General features: G+C 36.6%; 13 protein-coding genes. 12 read left to right on the top strand and 1 reads right to left on the bottom strand.

Annotated elements, in window-relative coordinates:
• Positions 1–96 precede the first annotated feature (96 nt).
• The 6 genes from SFA27_RS21850 to SFA27_RS21875 all read left to right on the top strand — a co-directional run bounded on the left by SFA27_RS21850 (position 97) and on the right by SFA27_RS21875 (position 7,371).
• Positions 97–1,626: a T9SS type A sorting domain-containing protein gene (locus SFA27_RS21850; protein WP_407294868.1), complete on the top strand. Its 1,530-nt coding sequence runs from the start codon at positions 97–99 to the stop codon at positions 1,624–1,626.
• Positions 1,627–1,754: 128 nt separating this feature from the next.
• Positions 1,755–3,800, top strand: a complete 2,046-nt coding sequence (locus SFA27_RS21855) for a S9 family peptidase (protein WP_407294871.1) — start codon at positions 1,755–1,757, stop codon at positions 3,798–3,800.
• Positions 3,801–3,925: 125 nt separating this feature from the next.
• Positions 3,926–4,264, top strand: a complete 339-nt coding sequence (locus tag SFA27_RS21860; RefSeq protein ID WP_047376348.1) for a hypothetical protein — start codon at positions 3,926–3,928, stop codon at positions 4,262–4,264.
• Positions 4,265–4,813: 549 nt separating this feature from the next.
• A complete protein-coding gene (locus SFA27_RS21865; RefSeq protein WP_407294874.1) occupies positions 4,814–5,701 on the top strand; it encodes a hypothetical protein in 888 nt (295 codons plus the stop codon).
• Position 5,702: 1 nt separating this feature from the next.
• Positions 5,703–6,542 carry a hypothetical protein gene (locus SFA27_RS21870; protein ID WP_407294876.1) on the top strand — a complete coding sequence of 280 codons (840 nt, stop codon included), beginning with the start codon at positions 5,703–5,705 and terminating at the stop codon, positions 6,540–6,542.
• Position 6,543: 1 nt separating this feature from the next.
• Positions 6,544–7,371 carry a hypothetical protein gene (locus tag SFA27_RS21875; protein WP_407294879.1) on the top strand — a complete coding sequence of 276 codons (828 nt, stop codon included), beginning with the start codon at positions 6,544–6,546 and terminating at the stop codon, positions 7,369–7,371.
• 111 nt (positions 7,372–7,482) lie between these two features.
• On the opposite strand, the gene SFA27_RS21880 is transcribed toward SFA27_RS21875, so the two are convergent.
• Positions 7,483–7,974 (bottom strand): SRPBCC domain-containing protein, encoded by a 492-nt coding sequence (locus tag SFA27_RS21880; RefSeq protein ID WP_264518855.1) that lies wholly within the window; start codon positions 7,972–7,974, stop codon positions 7,483–7,485.
• A gap of 201 nt (positions 7,975–8,175) precedes the next feature.
• On the opposite strand from SFA27_RS21880, the gene SFA27_RS21885 reads away from it, so the two are divergent.
• The 6 genes from SFA27_RS21885 (at position 8,176) to SFA27_RS21910 (ending at position 15,664) form a co-directional block, all read left to right on the top strand.
• Complete coding sequence (locus SFA27_RS21885; RefSeq protein ID WP_407294883.1) at positions 8,176–9,720, top strand: sensor histidine kinase; 1,545 nt, start codon at positions 8,176–8,178, stop codon at positions 9,718–9,720.
• A gap of 168 nt (positions 9,721–9,888) precedes the next feature.
• Positions 9,889–10,575, top strand: a complete 687-nt coding sequence (locus tag SFA27_RS21890) for a response regulator transcription factor (RefSeq protein WP_002982671.1) — start codon at positions 9,889–9,891, stop codon at positions 10,573–10,575.
• 72 nt (positions 10,576–10,647) lie between these two features.
• Complete coding sequence (locus tag SFA27_RS21895) at positions 10,648–11,298, top strand: hypothetical protein (protein WP_407294885.1); 651 nt, start codon at positions 10,648–10,650, stop codon at positions 11,296–11,298.
• Between the two features lie 19 nt (positions 11,299–11,317).
• On the top strand, positions 11,318–11,680 hold the full coding sequence (locus SFA27_RS21900; RefSeq protein WP_052184635.1) for a hypothetical protein: 363 nt from the start codon (positions 11,318–11,320) through the stop codon (positions 11,678–11,680).
• Positions 11,681–11,749: 69 nt separating this feature from the next.
• A complete protein-coding gene (locus tag SFA27_RS21905) occupies positions 11,750–14,452 on the top strand; it encodes a TonB-dependent receptor domain-containing protein (protein ID WP_407294888.1) in 2,703 nt (900 codons plus the stop codon).
• 450 nt (positions 14,453–14,902) lie between these two features.
• A complete protein-coding gene (locus SFA27_RS21910) occupies positions 14,903–15,664 on the top strand; it encodes a GntR family transcriptional regulator (RefSeq protein ID WP_407294891.1) in 762 nt (253 codons plus the stop codon).
• The last annotated feature ends 17 nt before the right edge of the window (positions 15,665–15,681 follow it).

A 15,681-nucleotide genomic window follows, 5' to 3' on the forward strand; every position in this document is an offset into this window, starting at 1 on the left:
GTTAAAATATTACACATTAAGACCTGTAAATCAAATAGTTATGTAGTATTTTTTTCTTAATGGATTGAAATTTTCATTACATTTAAGAAAAAAAATATGAAAAAATTATTATCCTATTTACTCTTTTTTACCATTGTATTTGTAAATGCCCAGAATGATAACTGTTCGGGAGCAATACCGCTAACGGTAGGCACAGACTTTACTTCTGGAGCGCTCACCTCTACAAATTTAAATGCTACTACTGACGGCTCTTTACCTACATGCAGTTCAGACGCTGCTGATAATGTATGGTTTACGGTAATTGTACCACAGAGCGGAAATCTCAAAATAAAAACAGGACAATCCTCCGGTTCATTATTTGATGATTCAGTACTTACTGTTTACAGCGGCAATTGTAGTGCTTTAACCGAAATTGACTGTAATGATGATGACAACTCAGGTTTTTCGTCAATATCATTATCTGGTCAGACTCCTGGAACTACCTTATATATAAGTGTCTGGAAGTATGATTCCAATACTGACAATGGAGAATTCCGGATTTCAGCATATGATCCCCTTCCTCCTGCCAATGATAACTGTGCACAGGCAATACCATTAACAGTAGGAACAGATTTCGATTCAGGAGCCATCACTTCAAGCAACGCTGAAGCAACTACTGACGGTTCTTTACCATCATGTGGTCCAGATGCTGTTGACAATGTCTGGTTTACAGTAGTGGTACCACAGAGCGGAAATCTAAAAATAGAAGCACAGGAAGCTTTAGGCTCTTCGTTTTATGACCCTATACTTACCGTTTACGGAGGTACTTGCGGTTCACTAACAGAAATTAGCTGTAGTGATGATATTTATTCCCCAATCTTGTTAACCGGACAGACTCCAGGCACCACCTTGCATATAAGTGTCTGGAAGTATGACTCTTCCTCAAACAATGGAGAATTCCAGATTTCAGCCTATGATCCTATTCCTCCCGCTAATGATAACTGTGCACAGGCAATACCATTAACAGTAGGAACTGATTTTGCTTCAGGAGCCATCACTTCAAGCAACGCTGAAGCAACGACAGATAGCTCTCTGCCATCCTGTGATCCAGATGCAACTGGCAATGTCTGGTTTACAGTAGTGGTACCACAGAGCGGAAATCTAAAAATAGAAGCACAGGAAGCTTCAGGCTCTTCGTTTTATGACCCTGTACTTACCGTTTACGGAGGGACTTGCGGTTCACTAACAGAAATTAGCTGTAGTGATGATATTTATTCCCCAATCGTATTAACCGGACAGACTCCAGGCACCACCTTGCATATAAGTGTCTGGAAGTATGACTCGTTCTCAGACAATGGAGAATTCCAGATTTCAGCCTACGATAATACGGCATTATCTACACATGAAGTTACTGGAAACAGTAAAAAAATCCAGGTATCTCCAAATCCTTTTACTGATATCCTTACCGTTTCCAATATCTCTGAAGTAAAATCGATATCAGTAGTGGATGCTTCAGGAGACTTGGTTAAAACCATTGAAAAACCTTCCTCATCGTTACAGCTTGGAGATTTAAAAGAAGGGGTGTATTTACTTATATTAAAACTAAATGATGGAACTGTAAAAACCATTAAAACAATAAAAAAATAACCCTGTCTTACAATAATAATCACAAAGGCTATCAAAAATCTGATAGCCTTTCTTATATTTGAACAAGAATTAACATTGAATATAGCGTCTCAATAAATATTACAGACGCAAATAATTAAAAATATAGGATGAAAGCTCCACAGGCAAAAAAAATAGAAAAAATATTAGAAACCCACGGCGATAGAAGGATTGATAATTACTTTTGGCTGAATGAAAGGGAAAACCCCGAAGTCATCAAATATATTGAAGAAGAAAATGCCTACGAAGAATTCATCATGAAAGATACGGAAGCTCTTCAGGAAGAGCTTTTTGAAGAGATGAAAGCCCGTTATAAAAAGGATGATGAGTCTCTGCCTTATTTCTTTAATGAATACTGGTATATTGTACGTTATGAAGAAGGTAAAGAATATCCTATTTTCTGCAGAAAGCACAAAAGCCTTGACAATGAGGAGGAAATTGTACTTGACGTGAATATTTTAGCAGAAAGCAAAGAATTTTTTGAAGTAGGAAGTGTAGCAGTAAGCCCTGGTAATGAACTGGCTTCTTTTTCTTCAGATGATGTAGGGCGAAGAATTTATACACTCAATTTTAAAAATTTAAAAACTGGAGAAATTCTGCCGGACACTATCCCAAATACAACTGGAAAAGCAGTTTGGGCAAATGATAACCAGCATGTTTTCTACATTAGAAAAGATAAGAGCCTCCGTGCTTTCCAGGTATACAGACATCAATTAGGAACTGATTCTGCTGATGATATTCTGATCTTCCACGAAGAAGATGACACTTTTGATGTTAATGTATTTAAAACAAAATCTTTACAGTATATTTTCATTGCAAGTTCAAGTACTATTTCTGATGAGCATCGTTTTATCCCTTCTGATAATGTATTTGCAGAATGGACAGTAATACAACCAAGAATAGATGATCTCGAATATTCCGTAGAGCATTATGAAGATGAATTCTATATTATCACTAATGCTGATGATGCAATTAACTTCAAAATTGTAAAAGCAAAGATTGACAACTGCAGTATGGAAAACTGGGTAGATGTTATTCCACACCGTGCGGAAGTTTTACTGGAAGGTTTTGAAATTTTCAAAGATTATCTGGTACTTGAGGAAAGAGAGAGAGGTTTGCTCCAGATCAAAATTATTGATGAGAAGACCCAGGAGTCTTATTATTTACCTTTTTCTGATCCAACTTATACAGCCTATATTGGGATCAACCTTGAATTTGACACTGAGATTCTCCGTTATGGTTACACATCTCTTACACAGCCAAGTTCCACTTACGAGTATAACATGAAAGACAAAACCACCAAACTCCTGAAACAACAGGAAGTATTAGGTGGAAAATTTTTTCATGAAAATTATATTTCAGAAAGAATATGGGCAGACTCCAGAGATGGGGAAACAAAAGTTCCAATTTCTTTAGTATACCATAAAGACACCAAAAAATCTGCTGACACCCCACTTTTGCTGTATGGATATGGAAGTTATGGGCACACCGTTGATGCCAGCTTTTCAAATGTAAGATTATCTATTCTGGACAGGGGCTTCATTTATGCTATTGCCCACATCCGTGGTGGAGAATATCTGGGAAGAGAATGGTATGAAGATGGAAAAATGTTATTCAAGAAAAATACATTTTTTGATTTCATTGATGCAGGAAAACATTTAATCAAAGAAAATTATACATCATCGAGACATATGTACGCAATGGGAGGAAGTGCCGGAGGCCTGTTGGTTGGCGCTGTGGTCAATTATGAACCTCAGTTATTCCACGGAATTGTAGCACAGGTCCCTTTCGTAGATGTTGTTTCCACAATGTTGGATGATACAATCCCATTGACTACCGGAGAATATGATGAATGGGGAAATCCAAATGACGAGGAGTATTATCATTATATGAAAGACTACTCTCCTTATGACAACGTAGAAGCCAAAGATTATCCTCACATGCTTATTACTACAGGATTCCATGATTCTCAGGTACAGTATTGGGAGCCTGCAAAATGGACGGCAAAGCTGAGAGAATTAAAGACAGATGATAATATTTTAGTCTTTAAAACTGACATGAGCTCTGGACATGGAGGAGCAAGCGGAAGATTTGAATCTCTGAAAGAAGATGCTTTAGAATATGCATTTCTGTTAAAAATAAATGATAATTCATAAAAAAGCAATTTTAACAGATATAAAAACAAAACCTGAAGAAATACTGAAAGTAACTTCTTCATATAGGAAATGCTAAAGGAATGACTTTATCATTTATCAATTATTATTTATCATTTAAGTATACTATGAACGAGTCCGAATATTGGAAAAAAATAGAACAGTTCTTTGAAGACAATTTCCAGACTGAGAAGAATCCGCCCATTGAAACCCTTTTATTTTTAATTGGGCTACAGGAGCTGGGAAGCGGCCAGCAAAAATACACTAAAGAGGATAAGGTGAATCTGATTCACATTGCAGTCTGCAGACTGCTTGAGCCCTTTGGATATTATAAATTCACACACTATGAAGATGGATGGCCGCAATTTGACAAACTGGAAGAACTTCCGGAATTAAAGCCCAATGAGCAGAGCTTGCTTATGAAAAAGGCGATTATTCAGTATTTTCAGGAAGAAGAATTGATTTAAGCAGAAAACGTATCGATTTAGAGTTTTGATAAACATTCAATCCAATAATTATCAAAACCGATCCGAATAACAACACTTTATTAACGAAATAGAGGCAAGCTAAAACTTGTCTCTATTTTTTTTAAACAAAATTAACATGATTATTTAAATAATAAATCAAAAATCAAACTATGATTTAAATTTTAAATCAATTCATTCCCAAACCATTACCAAAATCCTTTCTTACAAATAAAATGTATTACACACAATATTTCAGATTTTGATTGGATGGTACCACATTAGAGTTGTATTTTGGTCACACTAAGACCACATTCTTTTGGCCCTTTTCTATGGCCAATTTCCCTCAGAATATTATGGTCAGTTTTTTCTGATTTATACTTCATTCTTAAATCTGAAAAAAGACAAGACAAGTGATAAACCCGGTTCACATGATGAGCTGGGGAGGATAAGATTTGAATAAAAATTACATCAATCAAACAATAAAAAAACAAAGTATTTCGTGAAAAATTCTTCTGAAAAACAGATTAAAATTTAAATAGAAATCAAACCATGAAAAAAATTAACACCTCTTTGATGTTGGTCATTGTTAATTTAGCTTTTTCGCAAGTAGGAATTTCGAAAAACCTTACTGTTGAGATTCATAACAAAGCTATTTTACAGGTAGACGGGAAGTACGGAGGCAAAAATTACGGTATGATGCTTCCTGAAGTATCTTCTCCTGACAACCTTCCGCTCAATGCTCCACCAGCTTCTGATGCAGAAATGACAGGTATGATGATGTTTGAGAAAACACATGCAACATTTTACTCTTATGATGGGGCAAAATGGAACAACGAACCTACTGCAGCAGATTTTAAGATGAAACAATCCAGATTTTTGTCCAGTTCTGACGAAGAAACAAGTGTAGTCTGCGTTCTTCTCGGATGTGGAAGACATGTGGGTCTTGGATTTAGTGCCCCTGTTGACGGGCAGCAATCTTACAACAATCTTGGGATAACAAGAGAAACGGCGGTTGTTCCGGGAGGAGGCCTCTATACAGACAAGAGTTTTGACAATGCAAAATTCGTTGTCAATCAGGCGGGCGTTTATGAAATTTACTTAAATGTACCGTCCAAAACAGGTGGTGCAGTCTCTTTAACCAGTGGTCCACAGTATCAGCTAAGAGCTTATCTTAAACAATCTGACGGCAGCTATAACGAGGTCAAATTAACCACATTTTTTCCTGACTATTATGGAGTTCTGGGAATTGGCGGAGACACTAACACTGCTGCATTTACAACAACCCGAATCCGTTTAAATCCGGGCGATTATATTGTTCCAAGAATCCATTCTCCGCTTGCCACCGTATCTGTAGTTGTTACATTAACGGCGGCAACCAATGTGAATATCGCCAAGTTCTATCCAAGAGAAATAATGTTTACCAAAGTAAGTGATTAAGATGACAAAAAAAGCAATTATACTCAATATATTTATTTTAACAGCGCTGGGAAGCATGGGAAAGGCGCAGGTGAAAATAGGTGATCATCCTGAAAAAACACATTCAAGGGCACAGTTACAGGTTGAAAGTAAGACCAAAGGAATTATCCTGCCCATTGTTGAAAATCATACTGAATTACCCAATTATAATGCCTCTCACCCTGATCTGTATGAGAATAAACCCAGCGACAACGGATTGGTATTTTATAACAAAGAAATAAAAGATGTTGTAAAATACGACGGCTACCGATGGGTAGCAGCCACCGAAAGGAGTATTAAAAATTATAAAAACTTAAGTATTCTGGGATCAAATGCGGCAGATTTAGCAGTTGCCAATGTATTGGGGATCACAGGACGACCTACTCTACAATTCAATATTCTAAGTAATATTGACAGAAATAACATCAACAACCTTGGTGTTACTGTAAATGCCAACGGAGAAATCACTATTCCTGCCGATGGGTTTTACAGAATTAATCCATCAGTGAAAACAAGCAGTGCCGGCGGTCTTTCTGTTGGAAATGCTGCTACAATTGTATCCCTTCAGGCACTCTATGTAAATGCAGTGGGAGAAGGCTGGCAAAAAATTCACGAAAACAGTTTCTTACTTTATGGATTGGTGGTTACAGCAGGCAGTGCTAATTCTGTGAACAGTTTTTCCACCACCAAATATCTTCATGCCGGAGACCAGATCCGCTTAAGAGGAGGAATCCAGGCCGACACAGGTTTGAACCTCGGAACCGGAGTGAATTTTAAAATGAATGATAAAGACACTTATATCTATATTGAAAAACTGAACTAATATGACAAAGAAAATATATACCCTCACTCTTTTACTGATGGCTGTACTGTTCTTCTCTCAAGTTACAGTAGGCAGTCATAGCAGCCCAAGTACAAACGCTATGTTCAGTGTTGTCAACAAAGAAGACAATGCCACAAATTCTAAAGGGATGATGATCCCAACAGTAAATGATGAAACCGAGCTGCCTCTTTACAACGCAAGCGAGCCCGATCATTTTAATGATGATTCCAACATGCAGGGAATGATCCTATACAGAAAGGATATTAAAAGAGTGGTTGTTTATGATGGCGAAAAATGGAAACCTACTTTTTATGAAAGTGGAGGAAAGACAACCCGAGCCAGCATGAATCCTTCAATGGCTGAAAGTAGTTTCCCTTCTGTAACCTGTGTACTTATCGGATGCGGTGAAAAAGATGTCCCTTTTGGGTTTTATGACAGCACTCAGGATACGGATAAACTTGGTATCATTGACCCTCAAGGCATTGTGAATAGTAATTTTAATAACTTTACTTTTAAAGAATCCGGATTTTATAAAATTTTGATCAGTTTAAAAGTAAAGACTTCAGGAATACACGTTAGTCCGCCAACAATTTCCTTCAGGGCTTTAAAGAACGGAAATGTACTTGCAAGAAATGATGTGCCTTTAAATGAAGCAATCTTAATTACTGCTGGCGCAAATAGAGTTGGAACTATGGAATTTCTTTCCATGTTTGACAAAGGAGATCAGTTGAAAGTTCAGGTTTCAGGAGGTGTTTCTATTCTTACTGTGGCAGATGTCTACAAAATTGTTCCTACAGACGGAACTTTTATCAGTATAGAAAAATTGTAATTCAAAAATAGGATTCAATTCAATAAAAATAATAAAACAGGATGTTCATTGGAGCATCCTGTTTTTATATTATAAAATTCATCTGACATCATTCTTTTACATGAGAGCATATCAACTGATCAGTTCTTCCAATTGTTTCAGTCCCATTTTAAATCCTTCTTCAAACCCCATATCCAGGATCTTTTTCATCACTTCCGGAGAATGGTAATGGATATTAATGGTCACTTTAGTTCCTTCTTCCACTCCGGTAAAACCTATCAACCATTTTGATCTTGGAAAATCTTCATTGATGTTTCCTTTTTCATCACAGAAAGCACTCATCCAGTCAAGGCTTCTGTGTTCCGTAATTTCGCCATACTGAGACTGAGCGTACATAGGTCCTTTCTCCCCGTTTGGTCCTACCATTGCATACATCCAGATTCCACCTTCTTTAAAGTTCTGGCTTACTGTTTCACATTTCCAGGGTTTAGGTCCCCACCATTGATCCAATAATTCGGATTGGGTGAAGTGATCCCATACCGTTGAAACATCAGCCTTATAAATTTTCATGACATACGTACTGGCCGCATCAAAATCTTTGTTGAAAATGATATTAGATTCCATATATTTTTATTTTTAATAAAGTTAACACTTTATTTATTGAAAGGGACTTTTCATATGACAAGTAAAGGATAATTCATAAATAATTGTTAAAAAACACTCTTTTAAGAAAAAAAAAACAATTATTTGGCTCGTTTTTTGTTTAAGTAGTCTTAAAAAAATTAATTTTAACATTCATTTTTCCAAAACATATATAATTAAATAATGAATAACAAATTCATCCCAATAATTTCAGTGTTTATGACAATCTCACTGATTGTCTTTGTGACGCTCCAATTTTATTGGTTGAAAGGCTATTACGGTGTACTGGAACAGGATTTTTCAAATAAAGTGTATGCTGTTTTGGAAAGTACTTCACAAAATATTCAAGAGATTGAAGCGGACAAGTACCTGAATCAGGATTATAAAGACTTCAGAAAAAATATTCTTGCGAACAGTAAACAGCCGTCCTTAACTACTATTCAACAGGTAGAAGACTCCGGCACTCAGAGACAGATTATTTACTCTAAAAACATTATTGAAAAAACACAGCTGCCAATTTCTCAAAAAGGGGATTCTATTAAACTCACCACCTTGTATACGGACGAAGCAGCCTATAAAATAAAGAGAGATACTACCAACCGTGAACTTCTTACCACAGATATCAATCAGGAGATTGAAACTGGAGATTATTCCATGAAAGAATTTGTGAAAGTATATGGAAACAATCTTCCTATCACCAAAAGAGTAGATCCGAAAACGCTTGATTCCGTGATCGCTAAAGAACTTAAAATAAGAGGAATATCTGCCAAGTTCGGATATGGAGTTCTTGACAAAAACAACAAGCTTACAAGCATTGTGAATAAAGCTTACAAAGAGAAAAAAGACAGTAACATCTACAGCTTTCCTCTTTTTGCAGACAAAAAAAATACGTTGTACAGCCTCGCATTGGTGTTCCCTAAAAAAGAATACTCCCTGGCGATGAACAACTGGCCGATGCTTCTGGGAACATTTCTTTCCCTTCTTACTATTCTTGGAATTTATATTATTTCCATCAATTATATGATGAGGCAGAAAAAGCTTGCTGAAGTAAAAACAGACTTCATCAACAACATGTCTCATGAGTTTAAAACACCATTGGCAACCATTTCCGTAGCAACGGATTCTTTGGCTAATGATAAAATTGCCACCAATCCGGATAAGGTAAAATACTATTCCGAACTGATTAAGCAGGAAAACTTAAGGATGAAAAAGCAGGTAGAAAATGTGCTGAATATGTCCAAGCTTGAACGAAATGAAGTAGAACTATTTTTAAAAGAAACCAATGTAAGGGAATTGATCAAAAGAACTACAGAATCTTTCAATCTTATTGTGCAGCAAAGAAACGGAACACTTACGCAAAAGTTCAATGCCACCCATTATAATTTTAAAATAGATGAATTCCACATCTCTAATATGCTGGTCAACCTGCTGGATAATGCCAATAAATATTCTCCCGAAGCACCGGAAATACATGTGGAAACAAGAAATGAAGGACACTGGTATATCATTGAAATTTCCGATAAAGGAATGGGAATGGACACCCAGAATAAAACCAAAATTTTCGAAAAATTCTTCAGGGAAGAAACCGGAAATATTCACAATGTAAAAGGACAAGGATTAGGGCTTTCCTATGTGAAGAAAATTGTAGAACTACACAAAGGACAGATTATCGTTGACTCTCATAAAGGAAATGGAAGTACGTTTACGATAAAACTGCCAATGGGATAAAATGCAAATGATAAATGATGAATGATAAGTTATAAATGATAAAAAACTTACTTCACATCAACTATCAATGATCATTTATCAATTATAAAAAGTTTAACCAAATATCAAAATATAGAAGATAGAGTGAGAAAGTTCATTCTTAATTGTTAATTATTAATTATTAAAATTATGAGCAACAGAATATTATTAGTAGAGGACGATCAGAGTTTCGGGGCAGTGCTTAAAGATTATTTGACGATCAATAATTTTGAAGTAACACTTGCCACTGATGGGGAGCAGGGACTTAAAGAATTTACAGAAAATGAATTCGACATCTGCATATTTGACGTAATGATGCCTAAAAAAGACGGGTTTTCATTGGCTGAAGATGTAAAAAAGATTGATAAAAATACACCGATCATATTTCTTACGGCAAGAAATATGAGAGAAGATATTTTGAAAGGATACCAGTTGGGAGCGGATGATTATATTACAAAACCTTTTGATACTGAACTTCTTTTATACAAAATAAAAGCAATTCTTCAGAGAAGTTCTACGTTGGAAAATGAGGAGCAGGAGCAGTTTAAAATCAGTAATATTTTCTTTGACTCTATGCTGAGACAGTTGAAAGTAGGTGATAAAGAATACAAACTTTCTCCTAAAGAAAATGAATTATTGAAGCTTCTTTGTATTCACAGAAACGATTTTATGCCTAGAGATCTTGCTTTAAGAAAGATCTGGAAAAAGGAAAATTACTTTACAGCAAGAAGTATGGACGTGTATATCGCGAAGCTTCGTAAGTTATTAAAAGACGACGAAGGGTTGGAAATTATCAACGTTCACGGAGAAGGATTTAGACTTTTGGTAAAAAATTAATCCAAAAATCAAATTATAAGTATAAAATTAGCAAAACAATTGAAAATGTTTTGCTAATTTTGTTTCATACCCATGGATATGAAGAATACATTTATAGGTTTGATCGCTGTATCACTATTAGCTGTATCCTGTAAAAAGGATGAAAGAGCTACTTATTTAAAAGAAGAAGCCAATGCCGGACAACCCAGCGTTGCCCTTAATACAACCTCAAAAACAACACTAATGGACCAGGCGGGCATTCCATCTATCTCCACTCCTGCTCCAATGGCTACGGCCCCAGGTATGAACCCTCCACACGGACAACCCGGCCATCGATGTGATATTCCGGTAGGACAGCCTTTGAATGGTCAGCCTGCTGCCGCTACTCCAGCTACACAAAATATCAATACAAACGGAAATAATATTGTCCAGATTGATCCGAATGCTGTATCACCAGGTAAAATCACCCTTGACAACAATGGGAAACAGGCAAAAACAGCTCCGGGGATGAATCCTCCGCACGGACAGCCCGGACACCGATGTGATATTCCGGTAGGACAGCCTTTAAACAGCAAACCTGTTCCGGCTCCACAGGCTGCACAAAATGCAGTACAGACTACTCCAAGTCCTGCTCCCGCACCGGCGGCGCAGAATCTGGCAATGGGAGAAAAACCAAAATTAAACCCTGCACATGGTGAACCTTGGCACAGCTGTTCTCTAAAAGTTGGTGATCCTTTGCCATAAATTTTGTATTTTTGCAGATATGAAGCTGTTTCACCTACTTGCAATTGTATTTTGCCTGGGAGTTTTTCTAATTCCCAAGGACAATTTCTATATGCAAGGGATGCAGGAAACATGCTGTAAAGCAGAATCTTCCAAGAAAATGGACTGCTGTAAAAACCATTCTTCAAAAAAAGACAGCAAACATGACAAAACAAAATCATGTAATGATGACTGCTGTTCATCATGTGTTGCCTGCTACACTTTTATTGAAACCCCTTTTTCAAAAAATCTACGTCTGGAACTGTCTTATTACAAAGCGAATAAGAATGCTCAGTTTCGATATTCAGATCCTTATCTTTCAGACCGTTTAAAGGAAATCTGGCAGCCGCCTAAGATAGGTTAATTAAAATATCATGGGTTCATTATACTCTGTAATGGACTGTTTTTTAATTAATTTAAACTTTTAAACAAAATGAAATTACCTATTTCCAGGTTGATACTTGGTGCATTATTCCTATTTACACAATTTATATCTGCTCAAACACTTTCAAAAAACCAGTTCAAGGTAAAAGGGAACTGCGAAATGTGCAAAACAAGAATTGAAAGTGCCGCCAAAAAAGCAGGCGCAAAAACAGCCGTTTATTCTGTTGACCTGCAGACACTCACTTTAGAAACAGACAAGGTATCTACGGATGATATTCTGCAAAAAGTGGCTGAAGCAGGCCATGATAATGAGAAATTCAAGGCTCCGGATACAGTTTACAATAGTCTTCCGGGATGCTGCCTGTATAAAAGAGATCTGCCATCTCAGGCGGAAACACATCATGAACAACATACCAGTGCTAAGGTTTCTGATAAAAAAGAAAACGAATTCTATGTAAGAGGAAACTGTGCATCCTGCAAAGCCAGAATTGAAAAGGCATCCAAAGATGCAGGAGCCACTGCTGCAGAATGGAATGCAGAAAAACAAACAGTTACTTTAAATTTTGACCCGTCAAAAACTTCATCAGATAAGATTTTAAAGGCTATTGCTGATGCAGGACATGATAACGAAAAATATAAAGCTTCAGATGCTGTTTACAATGGCCTTCCGGGATGCTGTCTGTATGACAGAGAGTTTACTTTTGGCCAACCTAATCCAAAAGTGCATTACGAAGAAGCAGCAAAACATGAAGATCATAATGACAATGCAATCTCTTCAGCTAAAGAAGATCATTCTCAGCATGAAAAAAGCATTGATGGTGTTGTCGTAACAGGTTCTAAGGCAGCAACAGCTTTAAGTAAGAAAGAAGCCGGACTTGTTTTTAATATTGATAAAAAAGAACTTTTAAAAGCAGCCTGCTGCAATCTCTCTGAAAGTTTCGAAACCAATGCAACCGTAGATGTTTCTTTCAGTAATGCAGTTACCGGGACAAAACAGCTGAAAATGCTTGGTCTGGATCAGAAATATACCAGCTTAACTAAAGAACAGTTACCTGAAATCAGAGGACTTGCTTCTGCATATGGCTTAAATTTTATTCCGGGAAGATGGATTGAAAGTATCCAGCTTACTAAGGGAGGAAGCACTGTAACGAATGGTTATGAAAGCATCACAGGGCAGATTAATACTGAACTTTTGAAGAATGCGAAAACTCCGGAAACTTCACTGAACCTTTTTGCTGATTTCAATGGGAGAGCTGAAGTGAATATTACCAATGTCTCCCCCATCAACGATAAATGGTCACAAACTTTTCTTCTTCACGGAAACGGAACTTTCGGGAATACGGATATGAATGATGATGGTTTTCTGGACAGACCGAAAGGCACCCAGATCAATGCAGCGTATTTACTGAACTATAATGATCTTGAAAAGTCAGGATTCGGATCTCACTTCGGAATTAATTTTATCAGAGATGAAAGAACGGCAGGACAGGTTGGTTTTGATAAAAAACTTGGTCAGGACAAGCAGCCTTTTTACGGAGTAGGAATCGATATTTCGAGATTCCAGGTTTGGAATAAGACAGGATATGTTTTTAAAGGAAAACCTTACCAGAGTATCGGCTGGATGAACCAGTATGTGTATCATCAGCAGGATAGCAACTTCGGGTTGAGAAATTATGCAGGACAGCAGCACACTTATTATTCCAATTTAATCTTTGAAAGCATCATTGGAAATTCCAACCATAAGTATAAAGCGGGAGCAAGTTTCTTATACGACGGTTACAAAGAAACCTATTTATTGAATGATTTGAGAAGAAATGAAATTGTACCGGGAATTTTTGCTGAATATACTTTAACTGGTTTAAAATATACTTTAGTAGCAGGTTCCAGAGTAGATTTTCATAATCTGGCAGGAACACAATTTACACCAAGACTTAATTTTAAATATGATTTCACACCTCAGACTATTTTAAGACTTTCTGCGGGAAGAGGATTCAGAACTGCGAATGTATTTGCAGAAAGCCAACAGTATTTTGCTTCAAACAGAGCGATTAATATTTTACCAAACGGAGGAAATATTTATGGTTTAAGACCTGAAATTGCCTGGAACTATGGTGCCAGCTTACAGCAGGAATTCAAATTATTCGGAAGAAAATCCAGTATCATCGCAGATTTCTTCAGAACAGATTTCCAGGATCAGGTATTGGTGGATCTTGACAAATCTCCTCAGCAGCTGACGTTTTATAACCTGGAAGGAAAATCATTTGCCAATTCATTTCAGACTCAATGGGATTTTACACCTTTCAAAAACTTTGATGTAAGACTTGCTTATAAGTATTATGATGTACAGGCTGATTATATCGGGGGAAGAAGAGAAGTTCCTTTCATGGCAAAACACAGAGGATTTGTGAACTTGGCCTATTCGACCAACAAGAGTGATAAAGGAGGATTCTGGAGTTTTGATACTACTTTAAACTGGGTAGGAAAGCAAAGACTTCCTGATACTTCAACTAATCCGGCAGAGTTTCAGTTACCGACTTATTCGGAATCTTACGCGGTTCTTAACGCTCAGATTTCAAGAAACTTCAATAAAAAGATCAGAGCTTACTTAGGAGGGGAAAATCTTACTTCTTATTATCAGAAAAATGCGATTGTAGATTTTAAAAATCCTTTCGGAAATTATTTTGATGGTGGAATGGTATACGCACCGATTATGAAGGCAAACTTCTATGTAGGACTGGATGTGACATTTTAAAAGCTGGAAGCTGGAAGAATTAAGCTGGAAGTACTATTAGCGGGTGAAATTCTTATTTGGGATGAACCACCTGTATAAAAATTCTAAATAAACAAAACCTTATAGGTCTTAGAGGTCTATAAGGTTTATTTTTTGCCATCATATTTTTTGTGGAATCTGTTTTAAACGCAAAGAAAGGTAATTCAAATCTATTATTTTTAGGGAGCTCAGAAGTTCGACTTTGTCGCAGAAGAAGCTTTATGAATATCTCAAAGAATCAATGAAATTGATTTCACTCTTTGTCTCCTGGAATATTCATTCTAAAAAATAAAACTTTGCGTTTCAGAAGAATCAATTCATATTATATTTCAACAATGTTCTCTCCCTGGCTTTTGCATCTTTTATTTTAGAAATAATTAAAAAAATCTTCACCAAATCAAAAAAATACTATATTTACACTTTCTTATATGTATGAACATACCAACTCAGGATTTTACAATTGATCATAACAGCAAACTCCCTCTGCATGTACAGGTAGAGGATCTTTTCCGTAAACTTATCCAAATGGAAGTTTATAAAAAGGGGGCTTTATTACCTAAAGAAGTTGATCTTGCGAATCTGTGGGGAGTTTCCAGAAATACCATCCGTCAGGCCACAAACAAGCTTGAGAACGAAGGACTGATCATCCGTAAAAAAGGAATCGGAACCCGTGTTGCTGAAAAGAAAAGTCTGGTAACAGGCCTGGATCATTGGTACAGCTTTACCAGAGAAATGCATGAAAAAGGAATCCATGTCATTAATCAGCTGCTGAAAACAACTATGGTGCAGCCCAATGAAGAAATATGTAATTTCTTTCACTGTACACCAGACAAAAAAATATTCAAACTTTCAAAGTTAAAAGGAGAAAGCTCCGGAGATCCAATTGTATATTTTGAAAGCTGCTTCCACCCAAGGATAGGAATTGATAAAAATGATGACTTTAATATGCCGTTATACAGCATGCTGCAGGAACATCATGGAGTAACCGTACATCGTTCCCGGGAAAACATAAGTGCCTGCCAGGCTGGTTCTGTGATAGGAAAAAAACTGAAAGTATCTGCTTCTTTTCCGGTATTGAAACGTGAGCGCTTTGTGTATGACATCAATGGTAAACCTGTAGAGTATAATGTGGGATATTACCGTTCGGATAAGTTTACTTATACCATAGATATTAATAAATCTCCGGGAAAATAATATTTTCGGGCAACTAA

Source organism: Chryseobacterium sp. HR92, from assembly GCF_045689405.1.
Taxonomy (GTDB): Bacteria; Bacteroidota; Bacteroidia; order Flavobacteriales; family Weeksellaceae; genus Chryseobacterium; species Chryseobacterium viscerum_A.

What these genes read in the sequence shown, in the direction of transcription:
- SFA27_RS21865 (WP_407294874.1), top strand. Translation starts at nt 4,814, where the DNA reads ATGAAAAAAATTAACACCTCTTTGATGTTGGTCATTGTTAATTTAGCT.
- SFA27_RS21850 (WP_407294868.1), top strand. Translation starts at nt 97, where the DNA reads ATGAAAAAATTATTATCCTATTTACTCTTTTTTACCATTGTATTTGTA.
- SFA27_RS21900 (WP_052184635.1), top strand. Translation starts at nt 11,318, where the DNA reads ATGAAGCTGTTTCACCTACTTGCAATTGTATTTTGCCTGGGAGTTTTT.
- SFA27_RS21890 (WP_002982671.1), top strand. Translation starts at nt 9,889, where the DNA reads ATGAGCAACAGAATATTATTAGTAGAGGACGATCAGAGTTTCGGGGCA.
- SFA27_RS21895 (WP_407294885.1), top strand. Translation starts at nt 10,648, where the DNA reads ATGGATATGAAGAATACATTTATAGGTTTGATCGCTGTATCACTATTA.
- SFA27_RS21875 (WP_407294879.1), top strand. Translation starts at nt 6,544, where the DNA reads ATGACAAAGAAAATATATACCCTCACTCTTTTACTGATGGCTGTACTG.
- SFA27_RS21905 (WP_407294888.1), top strand. Translation starts at nt 11,750, where the DNA reads ATGAAATTACCTATTTCCAGGTTGATACTTGGTGCATTATTCCTATTT.
- SFA27_RS21885 (WP_407294883.1), top strand. Translation starts at nt 8,176, where the DNA reads ATGAATAACAAATTCATCCCAATAATTTCAGTGTTTATGACAATCTCA.
- SFA27_RS21870 (WP_407294876.1), top strand. Translation starts at nt 5,703, where the DNA reads ATGACAAAAAAAGCAATTATACTCAATATATTTATTTTAACAGCGCTG.
- SFA27_RS21880 (WP_264518855.1), bottom strand. Translation starts at nt 7,974, where the DNA reads ATGGAATCTAATATCATTTTCAACAAAGATTTTGATGCGGCCAGTACG.
- SFA27_RS21910 (WP_407294891.1), top strand. Translation starts at nt 14,903, where the DNA reads ATGAACATACCAACTCAGGATTTTACAATTGATCATAACAGCAAACTC.
- SFA27_RS21860 (WP_047376348.1), top strand. Translation starts at nt 3,926, where the DNA reads ATGAACGAGTCCGAATATTGGAAAAAAATAGAACAGTTCTTTGAAGAC.
- SFA27_RS21855 (WP_407294871.1), top strand. Translation starts at nt 1,755, where the DNA reads ATGAAAGCTCCACAGGCAAAAAAAATAGAAAAAATATTAGAAACCCAC.